The sequence below is a fragment of the uncultured Desulfobulbus sp. genome, assembly GCF_963662935.2.
Lineage (GTDB): Bacteria > Desulfobacterota > Desulfobulbia > Desulfobulbales > Desulfobulbaceae > Desulfobulbus.
In genome coordinates, this window is record NZ_CAXXTL010000001.1 from 176,195 (window position 1) to 197,357 (window position 21,163).

At 50.9% G+C, this 21,163-nt stretch carries 24 protein-coding genes and 1 pseudogene; 13 read left to right on the plus strand and 12 right to left on the minus strand.

Annotated elements, in window-relative coordinates; translation table 11 throughout:
• Positions 1–63: 63 nt before the first annotated feature.
• Complete coding sequence (locus ACHZCX_RS00830; protein ID WP_319585352.1) at positions 64–759, plus strand: polysaccharide deacetylase family protein; 696 nt, start codon at positions 64–66, stop codon at positions 757–759.
• 11 nt (positions 760–770) lie between these two features.
• Here ACHZCX_RS00830 and ACHZCX_RS00835 read toward each other — a convergent pair whose 3' ends face one another.
• Positions 771–1,295: a GNAT family N-acetyltransferase gene (locus tag ACHZCX_RS00835; protein ID WP_319585353.1), complete on the minus strand. Its 525-nt coding sequence runs from the start codon at positions 1,293–1,295 to the stop codon at positions 771–773.
• Positions 1,296–1,434: 139 nt separating this feature from the next.
• On the opposite strand from ACHZCX_RS00835, the gene ACHZCX_RS00840 reads away from it, so the two are divergent.
• From ACHZCX_RS00840 to ACHZCX_RS00860, 5 genes are all read left to right on the plus strand, one after another.
• Positions 1,435–1,638 carry an SOS response-associated peptidase family protein gene (locus ACHZCX_RS00840; RefSeq protein ID WP_319585354.1) on the plus strand — a complete coding sequence of 68 codons (204 nt, stop codon included), beginning with the start codon at positions 1,435–1,437 and terminating at the stop codon, positions 1,636–1,638.
• A gap of 670 nt (positions 1,639–2,308) precedes the next feature.
• A complete protein-coding gene (locus ACHZCX_RS00845; protein ID WP_319585355.1) occupies positions 2,309–2,677 on the plus strand; it encodes a PilZ domain-containing protein in 369 nt (122 codons plus the stop codon).
• Positions 2,678–3,357: 680 nt separating this feature from the next.
• A complete protein-coding gene (locus ACHZCX_RS00850) occupies positions 3,358–3,486 on the plus strand; it encodes a hypothetical protein (protein ID WP_319585356.1) in 129 nt (42 codons plus the stop codon).
• Between the two features lie 9 nt (positions 3,487–3,495).
• On the plus strand, positions 3,496–3,822 hold the full coding sequence (locus ACHZCX_RS00855) for a transposase (protein WP_319585208.1): 327 nt from the start codon (positions 3,496–3,498) through the stop codon (positions 3,820–3,822).
• Positions 3,823–3,896: 74 nt separating this feature from the next.
• A complete protein-coding gene (locus ACHZCX_RS00860; protein WP_319585357.1) occupies positions 3,897–4,481 on the plus strand; it encodes a DDE-type integrase/transposase/recombinase in 585 nt (194 codons plus the stop codon).
• A gap of 44 nt (positions 4,482–4,525) precedes the next feature.
• Here the strand turns inward: ACHZCX_RS00860 and ACHZCX_RS00865 are convergent.
• Positions 4,526–5,673, minus strand: a protein-coding gene (locus ACHZCX_RS00865; RefSeq protein ID WP_319585211.1) for an IS3 family transposase whose coding sequence is annotated in 2 segments (ribosomal slippage) — positions 4,526–5,415 and positions 5,415–5,673 — 1,149 coding nt in all. Because the reading frame shifts where the segments join, the coding sequence is not laid out codon by codon here.
• A gap of 109 nt (positions 5,674–5,782) precedes the next feature.
• Here ACHZCX_RS00865 and ACHZCX_RS00870 point away from each other — a divergent pair.
• Positions 5,783–6,133: a transposase gene (locus ACHZCX_RS00870; RefSeq protein ID WP_319585358.1), complete on the plus strand. Its 351-nt coding sequence runs from the start codon at positions 5,783–5,785 to the stop codon at positions 6,131–6,133.
• A gap of 28 nt (positions 6,134–6,161) precedes the next feature.
• Positions 6,162–6,881 (plus strand): methyltransferase domain-containing protein, encoded by a 720-nt coding sequence (locus ACHZCX_RS00875; protein ID WP_319585359.1) that lies wholly within the window; start codon positions 6,162–6,164, stop codon positions 6,879–6,881.
• A 51-nt stretch (positions 6,882–6,932) separates the two neighbouring features.
• Here the strand turns inward: ACHZCX_RS00875 and ACHZCX_RS00880 are convergent, their stop codons facing one another.
• The 5 genes from ACHZCX_RS00880 to ACHZCX_RS00900 all read right to left on the minus strand — a co-directional run bounded on the left by ACHZCX_RS00880 (position 6,933) and on the right by ACHZCX_RS00900 (position 11,210).
• Entirely contained in the window at positions 6,933–8,180 is a 1,248-nt protein-coding gene (locus ACHZCX_RS00880; RefSeq protein ID WP_319585360.1) for a hypothetical protein, read from the minus strand.
• 22 nt (positions 8,181–8,202) lie between these two features.
• A complete protein-coding gene (locus ACHZCX_RS00885; protein WP_319585361.1) occupies positions 8,203–8,907 on the minus strand; it encodes a hypothetical protein in 705 nt (234 codons plus the stop codon).
• A gap of 140 nt (positions 8,908–9,047) precedes the next feature.
• Complete coding sequence (locus ACHZCX_RS00890; protein ID WP_319585362.1) at positions 9,048–9,662, minus strand: WYL domain-containing protein; 615 nt, start codon at positions 9,660–9,662, stop codon at positions 9,048–9,050.
• A gap of 978 nt (positions 9,663–10,640) precedes the next feature.
• The gene (locus tag ACHZCX_RS00895; RefSeq protein WP_319585363.1) at positions 10,641–10,787 is read right to left on the minus strand and encodes a hypothetical protein; all 147 of its coding nucleotides are present in this window, start codon (positions 10,785–10,787) and stop codon (positions 10,641–10,643) included.
• A 207-nt stretch (positions 10,788–10,994) separates the two neighbouring features.
• Positions 10,995–11,210: a hypothetical protein gene (locus ACHZCX_RS00900; RefSeq protein WP_319585364.1), complete on the minus strand. Its 216-nt coding sequence runs from the start codon at positions 11,208–11,210 to the stop codon at positions 10,995–10,997.
• A gap of 127 nt (positions 11,211–11,337) precedes the next feature.
• On the opposite strand from ACHZCX_RS00900, the gene ACHZCX_RS00905 reads away from it, so the two are divergent.
• Positions 11,338–12,567, plus strand: a complete 1,230-nt coding sequence (locus ACHZCX_RS00905) for an ISL3 family transposase (RefSeq protein WP_319585207.1) — start codon at positions 11,338–11,340, stop codon at positions 12,565–12,567.
• Between the two features lie 7 nt (positions 12,568–12,574).
• A pseudogene (locus tag ACHZCX_RS00910) lies at positions 12,575–12,808 on the plus strand (IS4 family transposase); the annotation flags it as partial.
• Here ACHZCX_RS00910 and ACHZCX_RS00915 read toward each other — a convergent pair.
• Positions 12,747–13,031, minus strand: a complete 285-nt coding sequence (locus ACHZCX_RS00915) for a hypothetical protein (protein WP_319586062.1) — start codon at positions 13,029–13,031, stop codon at positions 12,747–12,749. The pseudogene ACHZCX_RS00910 and the gene ACHZCX_RS00915 overlap by 62 nt on opposite strands.
• Positions 13,032–13,473: 442 nt before the next feature.
• Here ACHZCX_RS00915 and ACHZCX_RS00920 point away from each other — a divergent pair, with 442 nt between their 5' ends.
• From ACHZCX_RS00920 to ACHZCX_RS00930, 3 genes are all read left to right on the plus strand, one after another.
• Positions 13,474–14,742: an IS256 family transposase gene (locus ACHZCX_RS00920; protein WP_319585365.1), complete on the plus strand. Its 1,269-nt coding sequence runs from the start codon at positions 13,474–13,476 to the stop codon at positions 14,740–14,742.
• Positions 14,743–15,010: 268 nt separating this feature from the next.
• Positions 15,011–15,217 carry a hypothetical protein gene (locus ACHZCX_RS00925; protein ID WP_319585366.1) on the plus strand — a complete coding sequence of 69 codons (207 nt, stop codon included), beginning with the start codon at positions 15,011–15,013 and terminating at the stop codon, positions 15,215–15,217.
• Positions 15,218–15,280: 63 nt separating this feature from the next.
• Positions 15,281–15,490 carry a hypothetical protein gene (locus ACHZCX_RS00930; RefSeq protein WP_319585367.1) on the plus strand — a complete coding sequence of 70 codons (210 nt, stop codon included), beginning with the start codon at positions 15,281–15,283 and terminating at the stop codon, positions 15,488–15,490.
• Between the two features lie 84 nt (positions 15,491–15,574).
• Here the strand turns inward: ACHZCX_RS00930 and ACHZCX_RS00935 are convergent, their stop codons facing one another.
• The 4 genes from ACHZCX_RS00935 to ACHZCX_RS00950 all read right to left on the minus strand — a co-directional run bounded on the left by ACHZCX_RS00935 (position 15,575) and on the right by ACHZCX_RS00950 (position 21,142).
• The gene (locus ACHZCX_RS00935; RefSeq protein ID WP_319585368.1) at positions 15,575–17,386 is read right to left on the minus strand and encodes a hypothetical protein; all 1,812 of its coding nucleotides are present in this window, start codon (positions 17,384–17,386) and stop codon (positions 15,575–15,577) included.
• A gap of 131 nt (positions 17,387–17,517) precedes the next feature.
• Positions 17,518–18,090: a flavodoxin family protein gene (locus ACHZCX_RS00940; RefSeq protein WP_319585369.1), complete on the minus strand. Its 573-nt coding sequence runs from the start codon at positions 18,088–18,090 to the stop codon at positions 17,518–17,520.
• A 128-nt stretch (positions 18,091–18,218) separates the two neighbouring features.
• Positions 18,219–19,802, minus strand: a complete 1,584-nt coding sequence (locus ACHZCX_RS00945; RefSeq protein ID WP_319585370.1) for an FAD-dependent protein — start codon at positions 19,800–19,802, stop codon at positions 18,219–18,221.
• Positions 19,803–19,987: 185 nt separating this feature from the next.
• Positions 19,988–21,142, minus strand: a complete 1,155-nt coding sequence (locus ACHZCX_RS00950; RefSeq protein ID WP_319585371.1) for a glycosyl hydrolase — start codon at positions 21,140–21,142, stop codon at positions 19,988–19,990.
• Between the last annotated feature and the right edge of the window lie 21 nt (positions 21,143–21,163).

The following is a 21,163-nucleotide window of genomic DNA, read 5'->3' on the forward strand; positions in this document are numbered from 1 at the left end:
ACGCTAACGTATTCATTAATATCTACGGAAAGCAAGGCTGAATTGGAGGGGAGGAGAAGTTAGTTGAAGAGTTGGGGCGTACCTTTTCTTTTCCCGGTTATTTTGATTCATGGTCTCTGTAGCGCCGAGGTTGTAACTAGGCTGCCGGATACTAACAACAAGGTTATTGCTCTGACCTTCGATGCCTGTGAAACTAGAACTCCTTCATTTTTGGATCAAAGAATTGTTGCGTATCTGCTCGAGGAAGGTGTTCCCTTTACGGTGTTTGTCAGTGGCAAATTTGCCAAGCATAACGCCGATGCCTTGAGGGCATTGGTGCAGAACCCGATCGTTGAGTTAGAAAATCATTCTATGAACCATCGTCAACATATGGAAGGGCTCGAAAAAAACGAGGTTATCCGTGAGGTTGTTGAATGTGAACGACTCTTGACTGACATTACCGGTCGCACGCCATTCTTTTTTCGGTTTCCGGCCGGGAATTACGATCAAAGGACTTTGCGCATAATAGAAGGGCTTGGCTATCAGGTAGTCCATTGGACTTTTGCTAGCGGCGATCCGGACAAACGAATCACCCCAAAACGGCTGTCGACATGGATCTTGGGCAGAGCAAGACCCGGAAATATTCTCATCTTCCACATTAATGGCCGAGGCTACAGCACTGGAGAAGCACTTCCCGAAATTGTCCAGGAATTGCGTCAAAGGGGATACCGTTTTGTCTTGCTCCGTGAAGTCATAACCAGTCCAGATAAAATTTACTAATAAAAAATCATTCAGTTGGAATCGTCTGGGGCTGTTTGCTCAAGGACTTTCCTGAGCAGAATTTCGTTATACCCATTGGCGACAAGATTTTTCAGAGGGGCGATTTCAACGAAATTGGCTGCCCTGTAAAACCGTCGTGCCCTCGTGTTGAACTCCGAAGTCACTGCCCAGATGTTGTTTGAGGTCAGTAGGGCTTGTTTCTCGATCCAGTACAAAATCGTTTGTCCTATCTTCCGACCCTGGGCGGTGGGAAATACTGCCAGCAATTCGAGATATGGTCCACGAAGCCAGGGAGAGCGCATGCAGACCACTCCAACCGTCTCTTGCGAATCTTGTACAGTAAAGCGGTTGAGAGCGGGATCGGGGCCAATGAGGTAGCAGTGAAGTGCGCTGGCGGAAAAACCCAGCCTTTTCCAGGGATCCATTGCTGCTAACGTCGTGCTGATCAATCCCGCCTCCGATAGTTGCAGGCTTCGTAGGGTGAGAGGAGGAAATGAATAAGTGTCTTCGGAAAAAGGGGAAACGGTGGTGTTCATGGATTGCTCCAATGGCAGGTTGAAAGCGGAATGGTATTGAATAACTGCCTGTATTTGTAACTCTTATTTTTAATAACCGTTTGATTTTTTTGAATTTTGAAGCGACCCCCAGTGCAAGTGGAGCAGTATTTGTAGGTTCATGCGAGAGATCCACGTCCGAATACCTGTGATCTTGAATCAAGGAGCACTGGCCGCCTGGCTTGATCATGGCACAGGGCAGAAAGAGGCGTTGGAGATGCTGGCGCCGTACCCGGATGAATCAATGGAGGCATACCGGGTGAGCAGCCAGGTGAATAGCCCGCGAAACAACACTCCTGAGTGTGTGGCACGGGTATCGCCATAAGAATAGGAAATTCGACATCACCCCTTGGCGTTTAACTCAACGCTGCTCGCATCTGTTCTTGAAAATCCTTCTTAACTACAAGGTACGGATGCGGGTTGCGAGAGCTCACTGTTCGGGAATGCCTCAACCTGACCACAATTTCACCTCAAGATGATTTTTCCATTCAATGCCATGAAAATACTGATATCATGCGTTTTGGAGGTATGACTCATGCAGGAGTACAGGGTTCTGAACAGCGAGGTCCCCGTCGAGGGCAGGGAGTTAACCAGCACGGAATGTGCTCAATTGCGTCTTCATGGTGTTAAATGCTCTGGTCGCTACAAAGTAATGCCAAGCCAAAAGAACGGTAACCATTGTGGCATTGTGCACCGACCACAAGGGAATCAGGATGGTTATGCCAGTATTGGTGTAATAGTCACGATAAAATAAGATTGGCAGCAGTGACGGCGGTACGTTTCGCCGCGTCGTAGCGATTCGTTAAGGTCATGGTGGCCTTGATATTGGAAAGCTTTTCCCTGTAGTTCTGCAACCCTCATCGATGGCATCAGATGTGTCCATGCCCCCAGTTCATGGAATCCAAGACACACATTTTGGTGATGGAATAAATATGGATCGATAACAAAGGTATTTTGACACCATCAAGCAGGGATAACAAGAAAGAGGGCAAGCAATGTCAGAGGAGAAACGGCGGTTCACTCGAGTTCAGTTCAACATGGCAGCGGATTTGACAGTGAACTGCAATGTCATTTCCTTTTCTAATATTGAGAATCTCAGTGTTGGAGGTTGCCTGTTGGTAACGAATGTACGCTTGGAAGTTGGTACTACCTGCCGGTTTTGGCTTCCTTTGGAACAAGCAAATCCTGACTTGGGGGTAGAGGTCTACGGTGAAATCGCTCGATGTGATGGGGAATCAGTGAGTGTGCGATTTACCAAGATCACACCTGAAAGCCTGTTTCATCTACAGAATATTATACGTTTTAACGCGCCTGATCCTGATGGGATTGATAATGAGATCAGCGAACATCCCGGATTAATGTGAGCATTAGACAGTTTCCTTCTCTTTTGTTTTAATTCAGAAAAAATTTCCAGAATGATGGTGGAAACATAAAAGAAGCCGGGCCATCTGGCTTCAGGGTAGGCACTTCTCGCCACCCCCTATCTGGTAAGGAGAGTCACCAGTGAGAGCCAAACGACTCGACTTATATCAGCCAAATCATTCTGACCTTACCGGATGGCTTCCATTTGTACGTCCGATCAATACTCGGCACGCCCCGAACAATCGTCGGGCATCCGTTTGGGGGAGGTCAGAATTTTAGTGGCTGTACTTAAAATATATTGCTTGAATGTGACACTGACAAGACCTGTCGGGGATTGCATAAAACAAAAAAGAAAAGCCGGGTCACTCTGGCGTAGCGGATGGCTGTTTACCCGCCTACCTCTTCTGGAGGATTCTCCATTGAGAGGCCAGATGACTCGACTCTTTTAGCTTCGTCATTCCCTCGTGACTCGATGACTCTATTGCAAGTTCGATTATTAATCGAACTGCCCCGAGCGATAGTCGGGCACCGGTGCGAGGTCAGATGACTTGGCTGTACTTAAATTATATGGCCGGCAGATGTCATTGGCAATGCCTAAGACTGGATTATTCAACTGATCACTTTCCGTCCGAGCAAACAATTACGCGAGAGGTTGAATGAACCAAAATAGCGAGGACAAATAATGAAAACCATAGCTGGAATAGAAACAAGCATGGCAGTGTATGAAAAATGGAGCAAAGATATTCCTGGTAACATCAATAAGTCGGATTGTCTTGGTTCAACGGGAATAGGACTTTTGAGCTGTTCATGATAAACCATTATGAACGGAGGAAAGTCCATGCGAAAGAAACGTCACAACTACAGCCCTGAAGAGAAGGTAATCATCCTCAAGCGCCACCTGGTTGGCCGGGAAACGGTATCGGATCTCTGCGATGAATACCAACTGCAGCCGAATACATTCTACGGTTGGCAAAAGCAGTTTTTCGAAAAGGGAGCTGCTGCTTTTGCCCTAGAAAACAAAGACTCCAAGAAGGTACAAGAACAACGAATCCATCAGCTTGAAGATAAATTGCGTCGGAAACATGAAGTTCTTTCCGAGTTGCTGGAGGAGCATATCCAGTTAAAAAAAGAACTTGGGGAGCTCTGAATGGTAGCTGGGTTCCTCATGATACACGTGATACCGTTGTTGATTTCAGCAAGCATTGGAGCAAGAAAGCTGAAGTGGCCCTGCAAGAGATCATCGCTTGGCTGGCCGTTTCCAGGAGCAAGTTTTATGCATGGATCAAGCGGTACGGCAAGGCCAACGAACATAATGGGCTGATCCCCCGGGATTTCTGGCTTGAACCTTGGGAACGGGCAGCGATCGTCAATTTTGCTGTCAACAATCCCCTTGAGGGGTATCGGCGGTTGACGTTTATGCTACTGGATCAGGACATCGTTGCCGTCAGCCCCAGCAGCACCTGGCGAGTTCTAGGCCAGGCAGGGTTGCTGCAGAAATGGAACCGGAAGAAAAGCCTCAAGGGCACCGGCTTTGTGCAACCGCTCAGGCCCCATGACCATTGGCATGTGGACATTTCTTATATCAACATCTGCGGCACATTTTATTATTTGTGCAGCATTCTCGATGGATGCAGTCGTTTCATTGTCCACTGGGAGATCAGGGAACAGATGACGGAAATGGATGTGGAGATCATCCTGCAACGCGCCAAGGAGCACTTTCCCGAAGCCCGGCCAAGGATCATTTCAGATAACGGGCCACAATTTATTGCCAAGGATGAGGTGGTCGGGGTTTGTGAGACATCCTGAGGTGTGAAATAAGCAATGTTGCTTTTATTATACAGTTACAGGCCTCAGGCTGCCTTGCTCAATTGTTCGATTCGTTTTGAATAAGCCTCATTTGGAGTCTGCTTGTCAAGTGACGAATGTTTTCTTTTCTCATTATACCAGCCGAACCAGGAAGTCAGATCCTTGACAAGCTCAGTTCCCGTTTCGTATGACTTCAGGTAGATCCTTTCGTATTTCAGGGTGCGCCAAAGTCGCTCGATAAAGATATTGTCCTTGAATCGTCCTTTGCCGTCCATGCTGATTTTGACGTTCCAGGCCTTGAGGACTGAGGTGAACGCTTCGCTGGTGAATTGGCACCCCTGATCAGTATTGAATATCTCAGGAGCGCCATATTTAAAGAGAGCCTCTTTCAAAGCCTCAACGCAAAATCTGGTGTCCAGAGTGTTGGATAGTCGCCAGGCGAGAACCTTTCTGGTGGCCCAATCCATGATCGCGATCAGGTACATGAAACCCCGAGCCATAGGGATGTAGGTGATGTCAGTCGCCCACACCTGATCGGGCCTGTCAATGGTCACTCCCCGGAGCAGATAGGGATAGACCGGATGCTTCGGCTGTCGCCTGCTGGTGCCCGGCTTGGGAGCTAAAGACTCGATGCCCATGACCCGCATTAAGCGACGGACACGACCTCTTCCCACCACGAGTTCGGGAGTTGTGAGGTGATCAGCAAAGGAACGGCTCCCCATCCAGGGGTGCTCAATATAGAGTTTGTCTATCCGGGCCATCAGTTCCAAATCACCAACACGTAGACCGAAGCCAAGGCCGCGGTAATAGTTGGAACGAGGCAGTCCGAAAAGCTGGCAGCAACGCTGAACAGAAACTTCAGGATGTCCCATAGCGATCACCTGTTGTTTCTGCGCCCGGCCAAGTTCAGACCGGGCAGATTGGCTAAAAAATCGTTCTCAACCTTGAGCTTGCCGATCTGACGGTGGAGCTCGGCCACTTCGGCCTCATGGTTGACTTCTTTCTTCTTGCCCTTGCCAAAAAGCTCAGAAGCGTTCTTGGTCAGATCCTGCTTCCAGCGGGTGATCTGGGTCGGGTGAACCCGGTACTCAGTAGCCAGTTCAGCCAGAGTCTTGGACTCCGACAGTGCGGCCAGGGCTACTGTGGCCTTAAATTCTGCGCTGTGACGTGGACGATGAGGTGGGTTTGACATTGAACTTCTCCTTGCAAAATAGGTTGGTTCATTGCTTATACACCTGTCTCAATAATCGGCACCTCTTCAGGATTTCAAAGAATTCATCCGTATCTCGGGAATGACGCATGTGCGGACATCGCCATATTATCCGCAGTCCAACGGCAAATTGGAACGGTTCCACGCAACCATCAAGGGGGAATGTATTCGTCCCGGTGTCCCGCTTTCCCTTGACGATGCCCGAAGAATGGTTGAAGGGTTTATCCATCACTACAACAACGTCAGGTTGCACAGCGCCATCGGATATATCGCGCCGATGGACAAATTGAACGGCAGAGAACAGGAAATATTCAAAGAGCGAGACAAAAAACTGGAAAAAGCCCGGGAACTGAGAAAGAAAAAACGACTTCGTGCCTACGGGCCAATCACCCCAAGGGGAGATAATACGGCTCCCCATAACCCCTTAATGCAAACAGCTTGAATGTCCATTTCCAACTGAGGCGGAACAGTTGCACTATACCCAGGTTCTGGAACTGCGGCCCGAGGACGAATCCGTTCGCTACCTGTTGGCCTCATTGCTCGGCACTCCGCTCGACCAGGCCCCGGATGCCTATGTCCGCAACTTTTTTGATACCTATGCCGAGGGGTTTGAGCATAGCCTGGTGGATGAACTGGGCTACGACAACCCGCAAAAGCTCTTCGAGTGCCTGTGCAACAGCTCCGCCCGTAGCTCTGCGTATGAGCACGGCCTTGATCTTGGTTGCGGCACCGGCCTCAGCGGCCTTTCCTTCAAGGGAGTGGTCAACGTGCTCGACGGCGTCGATCTTTCCCGCAACATGCTGACCCAGGCGGCTAAAAAGGGCTGTTACACCCTGCTCCACCCGGACAGCATCAGCCATCATCTCGATGCAACCGGCGAGACCTATGACTTTTTCCTGGCCACCGATGTTTTTATCTATGTTGGTGATCTACTTAAAATATTTACAGCTGCCCAAGCCCTTGCCCGACCGGAAGCACTCTTTTGCTTTTCCACGGAACATTTGGCTGCGGGCGGCTTTCAGCTGCTCCAAACCGGTCGGTTTGCCTATTCCCACGACTATATCCGCCAGATCGCCGCATCCACGGGTTGGACGGTCCTGGCCCTGGAACCGACCCTCCTGCGCAAGGAACGAGAGGCCTGGATTAGCGGTGATCTGTGGATTTTGCGGATCGATCCGCCGCCCTCCTGATCGCTTTACCCAAGCCCACTCGTCAATCTAGCCGCTCCCGGACGAGCCGGGTCACGGCAAGGGTTGGGCATAGGGGCCGCGTTTGTTGGCACAACTCCTGCTGACTTGCTGATTGAGCTGGTCGCCCGATGCTTGGGCATACGACTGATCGAAATAGACCAGTTCTACAGTTTCCCGGATTCGTTCTATGGTGATTTCGGGGAACTGGTCGGTCTGGTACCAGATTAACTCACCCTCGGCGATCTGTGGTTCAACGCCGTTGTTCCGCATCTCCGCCGCTGAGGTAAAAAGTTCGCCGATCTGTCGACACAGTTGGTTTCTCGCATCGTTTGGGGGTGCGGCTTGGGGAATCGCCTGTTGTGCTGCCGCCTCAGGCAGCATTTGCGATGTCCCCTGGGGGATCGGCTGCGGGCTTACTTGAACTGTCGATTGCGGTGCTGCCGCAGCTGCCGGTCCGCACCGTCGCCAGACGATCTCCGTCCCCGATGGCCCCGAAGCGCCTGGCACTACGCACAATCCCATGGCTTTAAGCCGGTCCATATTATCGCGCATCTGCACACAGGCAGCATCGGCGGCCGGACCGGCCGTTTCCCAGCACAGTTGGGTTAATGCCTGATCGCGGTCGATCAGGCCCTGGATTTCAGGGGGGAAAGTCTCGACGGCCCCTTGCTGGGGGAGAGGCGGCGCCCTGTCCAGAGCGGTTTCCAGGTCAGCCGGGCTGGTTGCCGGCCGCGTTGCCGGGACTTTGGGTGGTGGTGCCTTGTCTAGAGCTGTTTCCAGATCGGCCGGACTGGCTGTTTTTCGTTTCTCCGCAGCTTTGGTCGGCGGCGGCATCTTTTTGGGCTTCATGAACAAAAAACCGGACTGGCTTTTTTGGTTGTAGGAAAGAACCGTGTTGGTGATGGGACCTGCCCAGTTGTACATCTCCTCGCCGGTTAGTTCTATTTTCGTGCTTTCGCCGAACTTGGCTATGGCCTCTGCTTTCATCGCCGCAAAATTTTTGCCCCCCGTGAACAGCAGGATGACGCCGTGGAGCCTCTCCTTGGTAAACGAGTACTGAATGCCGGTGAGCGTCGCTTTGCCAAAGCGTAGCTCCTCGTTTTCGAGGGCGTAGAGGGCGGAGCCGCTCTTGCCGCCTTCCTTGGTCAGGACCAGTTTTTTAGTCTGTTGCAGGTCGGAAAGGTTACTGCCCCAACGCATGCCTTTGAACCCGTCGATGTCTGCCTTGGCAAAGAGCAGCGTCGGTAGGAGGAGGAACAGGAGAAAAAGCCAACGGCTATTGAAAGGATGGATTTTCATGGTCGGTGCGCCTGTCGCTTATCTAGCGGCTACTGTCTTTGGTAGGAGTGACAACCAGAGCAATCCGCTCGGTCGCCGCCTTGGAAAGCTCGGGATGCTGCTGCCGCAGCCATGCCAGGATGTCGGCTTTTTTGATGCCCGGATTCTCCGCCTCTGCCTGGGAAAAATGGGCGTTCCAGCAGTTTTCAGCCACATGAAGCTCTAAGGCAAAGCAGGGATGGTCCTTCGGGTTTGCGGGCGTCTTTTTTTGCTGGAGCGGTGCCTGTTGACCCTGCTCCAGAAGACCGGCCGTTTCCGGACCGATGCCGTGCTTGCGTTCAAATTGAATCACTTCGTCCAATCGGGCAAAAAGCGTATTAGGTTTGAGTCCGATCATGCTGGTTTCTCCCCACTCTTCCCCCACCGAATTGGTAACCATGACCGCCTTGTTGTCGGCATCCAGACAGGGAAATTCGGCCCCAATCAGCATCCGGTCGCATCGGCCCTGGATCATCGTCAACACCTCTGCCTGGGGCTTCACCACAGCCTGAACCTGCAGTTGCGGGGCCGGGGTCTTTTTCTTTTTACCGCCGCTGACCTTGCCCATCTTCTGCAAGAAGACGTTAGGGAACTCTATCCATAATGCCACCGTGCCGCTGATGGCCATCTCCAAAATTTGATCCGCGCTTTTCTGCCATCGCTTACCCAGATCGTCCAGATAGACGCGCTGATTATCCTGTGTCGTCATTGGGTTTCCTTGTGCATTTTTTAAAGTGCAGCGAGGGGCGATTGCCGCCCCGTCTTTTTAAACCCCTAAGGTAGCAAGGCCGGGCCGGGAAGAGCAACTAAAATCAGCCCTGCGTTTCTTGCCTCGCATCCCCCATCGCCCTAGAAAGCCGCCATCCGCTGTACCGTTTCGCGCAGATCGTTGACCAACTCGATCGGAGCCAGCACCTGGGCCGCATCGCCCCAGGACAGAATCCACCGTTTTAACTCCAGCAGATGGTTGACCGTCATGGTCATGATTAACGAGCCGTCCGGCTGCTCCAGGATGGTCTGCGACGGATGCCAAAGGCGCTCCCGCACATAGGCGGCGGCGTGGGCGGCAAACCGAATTCGGACTTCGGCTTCCCCCTCACCCCAGTGAATGCCGAAATGGCTGCCGAAAAGGCGGCGGAAATCGAAGTGGGCGGGCAGCGCGAACCGCTCCCGGCCCTTCCTCGCCGTGACCATGCGGGCCAGGCTGAAGGTACGGATCGCGCCGCGCAGGTGGCAGTGGCCGACCACATACCAATCCCCCTCAAACCGCACCCCGTGATAGGGATCGACCTGCCGCCATTTGGGCTCGCCGCCGGGACTGCGGTACTCGATCTCGAGCCGGGCCGAGGTCCGCAGACAGTCGAACACCGTGGCAAAGGGCGGCAGGACGGTGAACAGCGGCTGGTCGTTGCCCGGTTTGGTCGCCACCTTGTCCGGCAGGCTTTCCTCGATTTTGCGGAACACCGAGCGGAGGCTATCATAGACCGGCGTGCCCTCGTACTGCCCCAGCAGCTTGTCAGCCAGGTAAATGGCAAACAGATCGCTTTCCCGGATGTTGATGGCCGGCAGCTGGTACTGCTCCTCGGTGTAGTAGTAGCCGCGATGTTTGGCCGAATAGGCCAGGGGCGCATCCAGCTCATAGCGCAGATAGTCGAGGTCGCGCTGGATGGTCTTGTAGCTGGTCTCCCATTCTTCGGCAAGCGAGTTGCGGTTAGGAGAAACCGTTTTTCCCGTATCTTCCTATCGATGAACAGCAAGCGCGTATGCTGGGGTTTGTATTTTGCCATCGGTGCCCGTCTCGTGAAAAATCAACTACTCGTTTTTACCGTCGTCCCAAGCAGGAGTGAATCACTCAGTCGTGGCCCGGATGCAGGGTAACGGAATCCAGGAATATCCCGTGCCGCCCTCCTGATTTCCCCGGATTACGCTTCGGCTTCTCCGGGCGACTCGCTCCCCTACCATTCATTTCGACCAAAGGGAGAAATCTAAGCCCTGTCCTCTTTCATTTTCCCTGGGTGATGCTTTGGCTTTTCCAGGCTTCTCGTTGCCCTGTTGTCATCTACCATGTTCTTCACGCAGGTAAGAGATTTTTCTATCGCGGAGTTTAGCGTTAAGGATAACTATAAGTTTGCGCATAACGGCAGCCAGGGCGACCATCTTTTTCTTGCCGTCAAGAACGAGTCGTTTGAAAAATACGCTGAGCTGGGTGTTGGAACGACAGGCGCTTAAAGAGGCCATAAACAAAGCGGTTTTGATTTTATGACGACCACCCCAAACCTGCCTGTAGCCGCTCTTTTTGCCGCTGTCTCGCGCGTGGGGGGCGCATCAGGCTCGCTGCCTGCCTCCTAGTCAATTCGCCCAGTTCAGGCATCAGGCCTAGAAGCGTGCAAGCCGTTTGCGCACCGATACCCTTGACGCTGGTTAGAACATCCATCTTTTTCGTCAAAGCGAGCGACGTGGTGACCAGTTTTTTATCTGCGTTTCGATGATATGAATTTGCTCGTTGACATAGGGGAGGTGGGATTCGACGTCCTGTTTCAAGCTGGCATAACGAGGATGTTTGACACGATTCATCTCGGCTTTTTTCATAGCCATATAATCTTCACGTCGCTTCAAAAGATCACTCAACCCCTGTATTTCATGGGTTTTCTCGACGAAGAGAGGCAGCGTCTCGTTACGCTCAAAAGCGTAGCGAGCTAACGCCAGTGCGTCTAACTTGTCCGTTTTGGCGATTTTTCCAAGTTAGCGGATAAAGTGTTTGGCCTGTAATGGCGTGGCACGGTTAACCGCGACGCCCTACTTGCACAAGGCTTTCAGCAGGGCTGTTTCATAGCCGCCTGTAGCCTCAAGGACGACAAAGCTTTCAGAGAGTTTGGTCTCATTGTCGCCACAAAAAGCTGCGAAGCCTTCGCTGCTGTTTGGATAGCGCTTCGGCTTCGCAGCCTTAGCGAGCTGTGCGATGTCGATATGATCTTTACTAACATCGATGCCAAAAAAGTGTAAATATGACATGCGAATCCTCTTGCTTTCGGGTTCCCCGCACGAAACGGTGCGTAAAACAGCTTAACAAATTTAAAAGCATGAGTTCTTTTAGGTAGATAAAGGCCGGCCAGCCAATAATCTATCTACAGAGGAACTCATGCTTGTTGAACAGATAATCAAACAGACGGTTGATTTGCAAGGTTTTCGAGTACATACGGTCACCAAAGACTCCGATGGAATAATCGCTGAAATTCGTCCTGATGCCCGCCACAGGGTGCGATGCGGGTCATGCGGACATCCTGCCGTCTACCGGGATCGGCGAGAGGTGCGATTCTTTCGCCACGTGCCTCTGTGGAATATACCTGTCTGGGTCAAATATGTACCTCGTCGGGTGTCTTGTTCTCGATGTGGAGGCGTCCGCACGGAGAAACTTCCCTGGGTGACGGGCAAGCAACGCTTTACTCTTGCCTACAGTTGCTACCTGGCCAAGTGGGCCGAGATGCTGCCCTGGTACTCTGTCGCCAAACTGTTCAGTTGTGCCTGGGGTACGGTTGCCACAGCAGTCAAAAGCGTAGTGAAATATGGCATGGAGCATCGCGATCTCAGCGGCATTACGCATATTGGTATTGATGAGATTTCGCGGAAAAAAGGTCATGTCTACCTCACCAATGTGTACGATCTCCGCTCAAAAACCTTGATCTGGAGCGGGGTTGAAAGAACCAAAGATACCTTGCGCAGCTTTTTCAACTACCTCGGGCCAGAGCGGACAAACAAACTCCAGGGCATCTGTTGCGATATGTGGAAGCCCTATGTCGAGGTGATCAAGGAATGTGCTCCGCAGGCAACTCTTGTTTTTGATAAATTTCATATCGTTCGCCACCTGATGGAAGCGGTTGATCAAGTCCGGCGAGATGAGATCCGAGAAAAAGGAAAGGAACACAAGGAGCTCATGAAGGACAGCCGGTATATCTGGCTTAAGAATCCTTGGAACCTTACGCCGAAGCAAAGGATCAGACTCAGCAGCCTTGAGCATATGAATCTGAAGATCAACAGGGCCTATCTCCTCAAAGAGCGCTTTCGAGATTTATGGTCCTATAAGACAAAAACCTGGGCCAGGAAGCACTTGAAGCAGTGGTTTTGGTGGGCAACGCATTCTCGCCTGGAACCCTTACGCGAGTTTGCCTGGATGGTCCGACGCCATGAAGAAAACATCCTGACCTGGTTCCACATGCCCATCAGCAACGGCACTGTCGAAGGGCTCAACAATAAAGCCAAAGTCGTCAGCCACAAGGCCTATGGGTTCAGAACAGCTGACCTCTTTATCTGCAACCTCTACCACTGTATGGGCAACTTACCGGCCATACCGCTCATGCACCGTTTCATGTGAGGAACCAACTTTTCTGGGAACATCCAGCAACGCAGTGTTGACCCAGGTGTGGATAGCCCTATGCGTGTACCTCTTGGTCGCTTATCTCAATTTTAAAGCAAAATTGAGTAGTTCCATGCAGCAGATCCTCCGGGTGCTGCAGCTCAACCTCTTCACCAAGAGGAATTTAATCGAACTTTTTAAACCAACCGTTGCTCAACGTACTGTTTCTCCTCAGATTTTATTGTGGAAAAATCTATAAGACAGCAATGAATATAATCGAGTTTTGTTTGGATGATTATCTGTGCCAGATATGAGTCAACTGAAAATGTTAATGACTTAATCTTTTCTATGATTTCAAAAAGAGAAAGATTTGGCAGATCGATGACATCAAAAACGGCATCAAATTTCTGATAAAAATTTTCTATATAATCTTTTTTCGATGACATTTTGAGTTCGAATCCGATATCAACAGCAGTATTCATGGCATCATCTCCTTTGGTGAAGTGACGATACCAAAAAAAATGCAACAATTTACAGTATTTTCTGTTTCAACATTCTGTTTTTATAACATTTTATATCGATCTGGATTGAGCGTTATTGACGCATAAGTAGCGGATGCTCCCTCCTTGCTGTTGCTTACATTAAGCTTCGACAGCTCCCTTTGCCCCTTTAAGAGGCAAAGGGAGCTGTCCCCTTTTAGGGGTTAATCAATACCGGCCCCTCCGGGGTCGGTTGTTTATTTCTGGAGCGTATGCAATCAATCATTCGGCCTGCAGCAAAAAAGGCCATCTTGTAGCTTGAGGATGGATGTTGCTTACCTGAGCTATGATCGAAAGTGGTGTTTGAGAGAGCCATAAAAAACAAATGACGTATCCTGTTGAAATGAGTTCGCCAAAACTTAATTCCAACAAAAAAGGATACGTCATGAGTAAGAGTAAAATTATTGCCTTTAAAAAGCCAGGGGATATTTCCGAGGATCCATTAACCGAGTTGCTCCGCACCGGAGCCAGGCAACTGATCGCCAACGCTGTTGAAGCTGAACTCTATGGATATCTCCGCCAATTTATCGGCCTCAAAGATGAGAACGGCCACCAGCAAATTGTTCGCAATGGATATTTGCCGGAACGGGAGCTCCAAACTGGTATCGGCCCTGTTGCCGTCCGGGTTCCAAAGATTCGCGATAAACGTGGACAAGGCATCAAATTCAATTCGACGCTGTTGCCGCCCTATGTCCGGAAAACCAGGAGCATTGAGGAGGTGTTACCTTGGCTTTATCTCAAAGGCATCTCCACAGGCGATTTTCAAGAAGCATTACAGGCTCTTCTAGGCCGGGATGCAAAAGGGCTGTCAGCCTCCACGATCAGTCGCTGCAAGCAAATATGGGAGGAAGAGCACGACGCGTGGAACCGGCGGAGGATGGAAAACAAACGGTACGTGTATATCTGGGCAGATGGCGTGTACTTCAACATCCGCAGTGATGACGCCAAGCAATGCATTCTCGTCATTATCGGTGTCACCGAACACGGACGGAAGGAATTTGTCGCCATTGAAGACGGCTATCGGGAATCCGAACAGAGCTGGTCGGAGCTGCTGTTACGCCTCAAAGCGCAAGGACTCGGACATGCTCCCAAGCTGGCGGTCGGCGACGGTGCTCTGGGGTTTTGGAAAGCGTTAAGTAAGGTATTTCCCAAAACAGTCCAGCAACGCTGTTGGGTTCATAAGACGGCCAATGTGCTCAACAAAGTTCCGAAGTTGGTGCAGCCCAAGGTGAAGCAGGCGTTGCATGAGATCTGGATGGCCCCAACGAAACAGGATGCCTTCAATGCCTTTGACGTTGCTCTTTCGACCTACTCGGCAAAATACCCAAAAGCCATGGAATGCCTGGAAAAGGATAAAGAGCAGATGTTGGCTTTTTATAATTTTCCTGCCATTCATTGGCAACATATACGGACATCCAACCCCATTGAATCAACCTTTGCCACCGTGCGCCTGAGGACGGCAAAAACAAGGGGATGTATTGCCAGGCATACGATCTTGGCCATGGTGTACAAGCTCGGCCAAAGTGCTCAAAAAAGGTGGCGTAAGTTGAGAGGCTTCAAGCTACTGGCTGAGGTAATACGAGGTGTTCAATTCAAAGATGGAGAATCTGTCACCTCATTAACTGATAGCGAGCTCAACAGGGCCATCGTTTGAGATTGTTTCCTAAACACCAGACTTGACCATAACTCTGCTTACCTTGCAAAAGGTGAAATGGGCGTAAATCCAGGGGGGAAAGGTTAGGTATACCGATTTCCCCTATAATGATTTTTAAACTGTAAGGTGAATCTTCCCGGGGAGCTGAGTCTATCTAGTTGATAAAACGGTTAATTGTCATGTGCGAGAGAATGCATTGACTTTAGTTTTCGGGGTGTATAAAATAACGATTAGGAATTAATATTAATTTTTCACATAGGGTATGCACATGCAGATCACACCCTTCGCAAATGCTGGTTCAATTGCCAGTCTTTCCGTGCTGAAATCGGCGAATGAACAACCTGCCTTGGCTGGTGAACTGATTAGCAAATCCGTTGAAGGCTTGATCCAGGCACAAGTTGCCCAAGCGCCGGTCCAGCCGGTCAATCTGGCCGCAACATCTGGAAGCGGAACGCTTATCAACACCACTGCTTAATCGCACAACCAAGAGGCCACGAATGGAGAAGTTTACATTTCCAGTAACCAATAGGAGGGTGACATGGGCATAAGTGGAGTAAGCGGATCAACGACCAGTCAATTGTACCAGATACCACCTCAGAAGAGTGCGGGGCAAGTCATTCAACAGGCCAAACCGATTCCAGCGCAGGGACCGGCCGAAGAGGGCAAGGAAAGCAGCGCCATGCAGACTAAAGAGGGCAGTAGCGGCGGAGAAGCTATGGAGTCAACCTTGATCGATACCTATGCCTGACCGGCATGGTTGGCGGGAACTGAATTGTGTTCGTTTGGTAAGCAAGCCGTCCCTCGCACCCTTTGGTGTGAGGGACGGCTTTTTTTATGGCAATCCGCCACCGGGGACGAAGGGATTATAGTTGTTGGCCGCCATCAGCATCCAGGCGGTGGCGCAGGTGCTGGGGATCGGGTTGGCGTACCAACCGAAGGGAATGAAGTAACGTTTGCTGGCGTAGAGATAGGGCTTGGTCGAAAGCTTGAACAGTTGATCGTAGTGCTTCAGCTTTCCATTAAAATCTGAATCGGCATAGGTGTCAACCCGCAGCTTATCCATAGCCGCCAGCATGGAGCGTTCGTCGCGCCGGAGGTCTTCGGTAAAACGCCCCGCCTCCTCAACGTGCGGCGATGGGGGCGAAATGGTCTGGTAATGAGCGATCATGGTCCGGATCATGGTGATGGCGCCAGCGGTCCATTCAACCGAGGCGATTCCTTGCCGAAAGGTGCCGTTCGCGTCACTGCCATTGCCGTCTTGATCGGAAAAACCCACACCCCACAGTACTGAACCCGCGCCGTATCCGCCCCAGCGTTTCACCTGCTGCCAGTTGCGATAACTGGCGCCAAAACCGAACCAGCCATCAATCGTTTCTGGGCCCAGCGCCGCAATTCCCCAAGTGTTGACATCAACCGCCTTGGGGGCCAGCGTCGGCAACCAGTTGCTTGCGGCAGCGGGTTTGTCGGCAATACCCCCCTGAATAAACTCGCCATCGTGCCAGGCAAAGTTTTTGAAAAAGGCAAGCAGTCCAGCAGTTTTCCGGTTGGCACCGATGGTGCCGCCGTTGATCATGGCCCCACTCAGCTGCAGGGCGTTGGTGATTGTTGCCCGGTCAGCTGATGAGAGATCCTTGTCCCGGCTAAGGATGTGCTCAAGGGTCGTTCGCAGAATTTTCAGGCCTGCGTAGAGGCTGATGTTGTTTTCAACTGCTATGAAATAGGGGTCAACCAGTTGATCGCCCTGATTGGCGACCGTCCCTGCTGGGGCATAGTAGACCGCGCCCAGTGGTGACTGCATCGCGGCAAAGGTAGGGAGGATTGCCAGCGCGTTTTGCACCGCCGATTCCTGAAAGGGTACATGGGCGGCTTTTTTGTTGAGGCGATATTGGATGTCAGCAGCTTGCAGCGGTCCTATAAGAAAGGCCCAGGCGTTTTCGCCGGTGATCGGCTTCCAGTCGGTCCAGCTCATCTTGCCCGGCTGGTAGGCGGCATTATGGGGCGGCAAATCGGCGGTTTTGATAAACCGGGCGTAGGGCGTAGTGACAAAGGGATCGGTTGATAGCCAGCTGCGCGGCAGCATGCGAAAGCTGTAGGCTTGGGCTGGATCGGTGATAACGTGCTGATTGTAGACGAAGACCGGACCGGCCGTGGCCGCTCTCGTTTCTCCGGTTATAGGGTGGCTGCTGTTGCCGCTGTAGCCTTCACGCAGCAGCAGGTTCTGATTGCTGGCCAGTCCATAGGCATCCTGACCGGGGCCAAGCGGAAGTTTATTGACCACCTTACCCAGCATGACGGCAATCTGCCAAGTGGCCGCGTCGTAAATGTTTGCGCCGTCATGGCTGTTGACCCGTTCAGTTTGCAGGTCTCCGCCGACCGATGTGCGCGGAGTCAGGGTGTAGGTTTGCGGGTTGTAGGTATCAATGACCGTGCAGTCGGCTGTCGAACAAACATGCTCGCCCCAGTAGGCGGCGCTGTCATAAAAACTCAAAGGGAGTTGCTGGCCCTGAAGATTTCCGGCAGTAGCGGTGTAGAGGATGCCGCCGGCGGTGCGATCGCTGATCAAAAAACGGTAGCTTGCAGCCAGATCAATGGCTCTCGTTTGAGCAAAGGTCGGGAGAGGTGCCACTATCACTAAAAGGAGCACGAAGCCGATGATGCTCCACCAGCAACCATGTCGTCGACGGCACCGGGAAGTGGTTGGTGGTGGCGGTACGGTGGGCTCCTCGGTACACTTGGGTGCAAGGGGTGCATACCTGTGCGCAGAAACAGCCATTTTCAGGACTTGCGGCAAAGGTCCAACCCAAGTTGCAATGCTGCCTCCATGGTCTCGGTTTTTTCGACGACGCTGCCTTTAGCGTCCACCCCCTGGGCCAGCAGTTCACCGCTGTAGCTGAACTCCATGGCGTCAAAGGCATAACGGACGGTCAGGCGAGCACCGTCAAAAATTTTGCCGCCGTCGGTGGCAGCTACACTGACCATGTAGCCACGCCGGTATTCACGTTCCGGTTTGATCGCGCCAAGTAGATATTTCCGACTCCACAGGACCTGGCAGCGGTCAATGAAGGCTTTCGTCTGGGCTGTGACCCCATAAAAATAGATGGGCGATCCGATGACAATTCGGTTGGCCGCGTCAATCTTCTCGTACAGAGCGGTCATGTCGTCATTGAAGATACACTGCCCCTCAGTTTCGCAGTGGCCGCAACCGGTGCAGGGATGGATGACCAAGTGGGCTAGGTTGATATGCTCGGCCTTGTGGCCGGTGCGGTGAATACCTTCCTCTATTTGTTCCAATAACAGATCGGTATTGCCGCGTTTGCGCGGGCTACCGTTGAAGAGGAGTATGTTCATGGTCATACCGTCGTGGTTTTTGGGTTAGGGGTATCAGTCCCTATTGAATATTGAATACGAGTTGTTTCTGCCATTTTTTAAAAACTTATCCGGACTCCATTTCAATCGTGGACCCTGAAGGATATGCCTCATAAGCTCTCATGTGCCATGTGTGTTTCGACAGCCTTGAGAGCATCCGCGGCAGAGCTCGTTATTCCACCCGTGTATCCGGAACCTTCGCCTATCGGATAGAGATTTTTAACATTGACTGATTCAAATCGTTCGTTGCGTTTGATTCGGACAGGAGATGACGTTCTCGTTTCCGCACCTAACAAGAGAGCTTGGTTGGAAACAAATAAGGGGACTTCTTTTTTCCATTTTCCAAATGCTGCCACCAGCTGCTCGACCACAAATGTTGGAAGAATATCTTTCAAATCTGCAGGCACCACCCCCATTTTATAGGAGTTTTCATGTAAGCCTACAACGCTGCTCTCACCTAAAAAATGCATCAAATTCTGCGCAGGAACTTTCCAATCTCCTCCACCGGCGCAAAAGGCCTTTTGTTCTATCTTCTTTTGAAACGCCAAGCCTGCCAATGGGTCGTCTGATTGATAATCGTCTGCATGGCAGTTGACAACCAGCGCTGCATTTGAGAAGGGAGATGACCTCTGTGAATAACTCATCCCGTTCACAACCAGCATGCCTTGGCCAGAGGAAGCATTGACCACTTCGCCTCCAGGGCACATGCAGAAGGTGTAAACGCCCCTTCGAATTTTTTGATTGGTGTAATTCAACGAATAGGTAGCCGCACCTAATCCTCTGAAATTGTGATACTTATACCCGTATCGCATAACATTGATTGTTTCAACGGGATGCTCAATTCTCACCCCAACCGAGATTGGTCGTTGCTCAAGTTCGACCCCTTTGTCATGCATCATTTGAACGGTATCACGGGCAGAATGACCCAAGGCGATATAGATACTTGATGAAAGGTATTCCTTCTCATTGTTGATGATAATACCTGAAGCCCTTTCCCCTGAGATCAGGATGTCCGTCATTTTTGAACTGTAATAGATTTCACCCCCGTTCTCGAGGATGTACTTTCTTATATTCCTCACTATTTTACACAATACATCGGTCCCTAGGTGGGGTTTGCTGATGTATCCTATTTCTTCAGGTGCGCCAAATTTTATGAACGTCTGCAACACGTTGTTTACAGAACTTGTATTGTTCTCTCTCCGAGAAAACAGCTTACCATCCGAGTATGAACCGGCGCCGCCTTCCCCAAATTGAATGTTTGATTCAGTATTGAGAAGCTTATTTTGAATAAATTGTTGAACATCAGCGGATCGTTCGGCTATCTTTTTCCCCCGTTCAAAAATAATCGGCTTTAATCCATAATCAATCAACGCAAGAGCGGCAAACATTCCGGCGGGGCCGAATCCTACTATTATCGGTCTCTCTTTTATTTTTGATACTTTTTTTTCTGCTTCTTTCTCTTCTTTATAAATGGAAAATTTATTTTGGTTTTCAAAATAACCGATTATTGTAACTACAATGGATAGATTGTAGAAAAATTGATCTTTTGAAAGAATCTCTATTGATTTACTCAATATTTTAAAAATTTTTATATTTTCAACTGTAACTTGTAACTGATGGGAAGAAACTTTCAGGTATTCATCAGCCCCATCTTTTTCAAGAGGTATTTGAAGATTTTTCAATATTATTTTCAATAAAATTACCTGGAGATATATATCCGATGAATCTCGATTAGGATGTGCATGCGCATCTTAAGATGTCCTCCCTGGAGAGGGCCTTTCACATAGCTATAATTCTCGCTTTTGTCATTTGCAAAATCATCCGGAAAATTTTGAGAATTTATTTTTTGGTTGGAATCAGAAATCAGGCCAATCCTTGGTCAGGGCCCGGAGTCTTTTTGTTCAAATTGCGGCCGGTCGATCCAATAGGGAGAGGCGATGCCGGTTCTGTAGGCTTCGAGAGCCTCAGGTGAAGAATTAACCCGGAGGTTGCTGTAGCTGCCGTCCTTGTTTTCCCAGCGTTCATGCCAGAAGACAGCAACTTTGACCCGCGGGTACTTGCTGGGCATAAGGCTGAAAGCCTCAGCGATGAACCCGGCCTTGTTGCCCGGTGGGAATTCACCGACCCCCCACTCCGCGAGGAAGACGGGTTTGTTCGGATCCAGCTTGCAGATGTCGGCATAAGGTTCGGCCATCATACTGTCAAAATCCGCCCAGCCCTCGGACTTGCTCATTTTGCCGTACACGCTCAGTCCAAGCCAGTCGACATAGTTTGGGCCTGGGTAATAACTGTTCATGCGATTCCAGGCGGAACGCGGTGAGCTGTAATTGTTGGCATGAAATCCCCAGAGGATGTTGGTGGCTTTTTTAGCCCGGACCCGATCAACCACATAGCGGTAGGCCTGCTTGTACAACTCCGGCCCTTCATAGAGCGGATGACCGTCCTTGTGCCCGATGACTTTGTTGCCGCCGTAAAAACAACCGGACCAGGGAAACCAGGTGCCATTCATCTCCAGACCCCAGGTTACCAGCAGAGGTTTGCCGTATTGCCGGGCTGAATCGGCCCAGGCGTCGATATAACCGTCCCACTTGCCGGCAAGAATTTCGTGCAGTCCGAACCGGTCAGGCCCCTTGGCTTCCTCGTAGGGCTTGTCCCAGGGTGACCAGAAAATGAGCGGCACAGCTCCATAACCAGAGATGATGCGCACGGTTTTTTCGGGAAAGGCCTGGTCACCCCAGAAATTGCCAAAGGCAACCGTGGCCAGAGGTTTGCCCGTCAATTGTTCAAAACCAGTCAGGGCATCATAAGTCACCTGGGCCTCGCCCTCACCGAAATCGACATAGGCTCCGGTATAGGCACCATTTTTTGGGATGACCAATTTGACCGGACGGTCCATCTTGACAGTGGCAGTTTTCTCCTTGGTCTTGGCCTCTGATTGCTCCCTACAACCTGAAACGAGCGTCGCAAGAACGAGCACCATAGAAAAGATAATCGGGATGATCCGGTGGAGAGAAGAGGGGGAAACGGATGTCATTTGGGTTCAATTCCTGGTTGA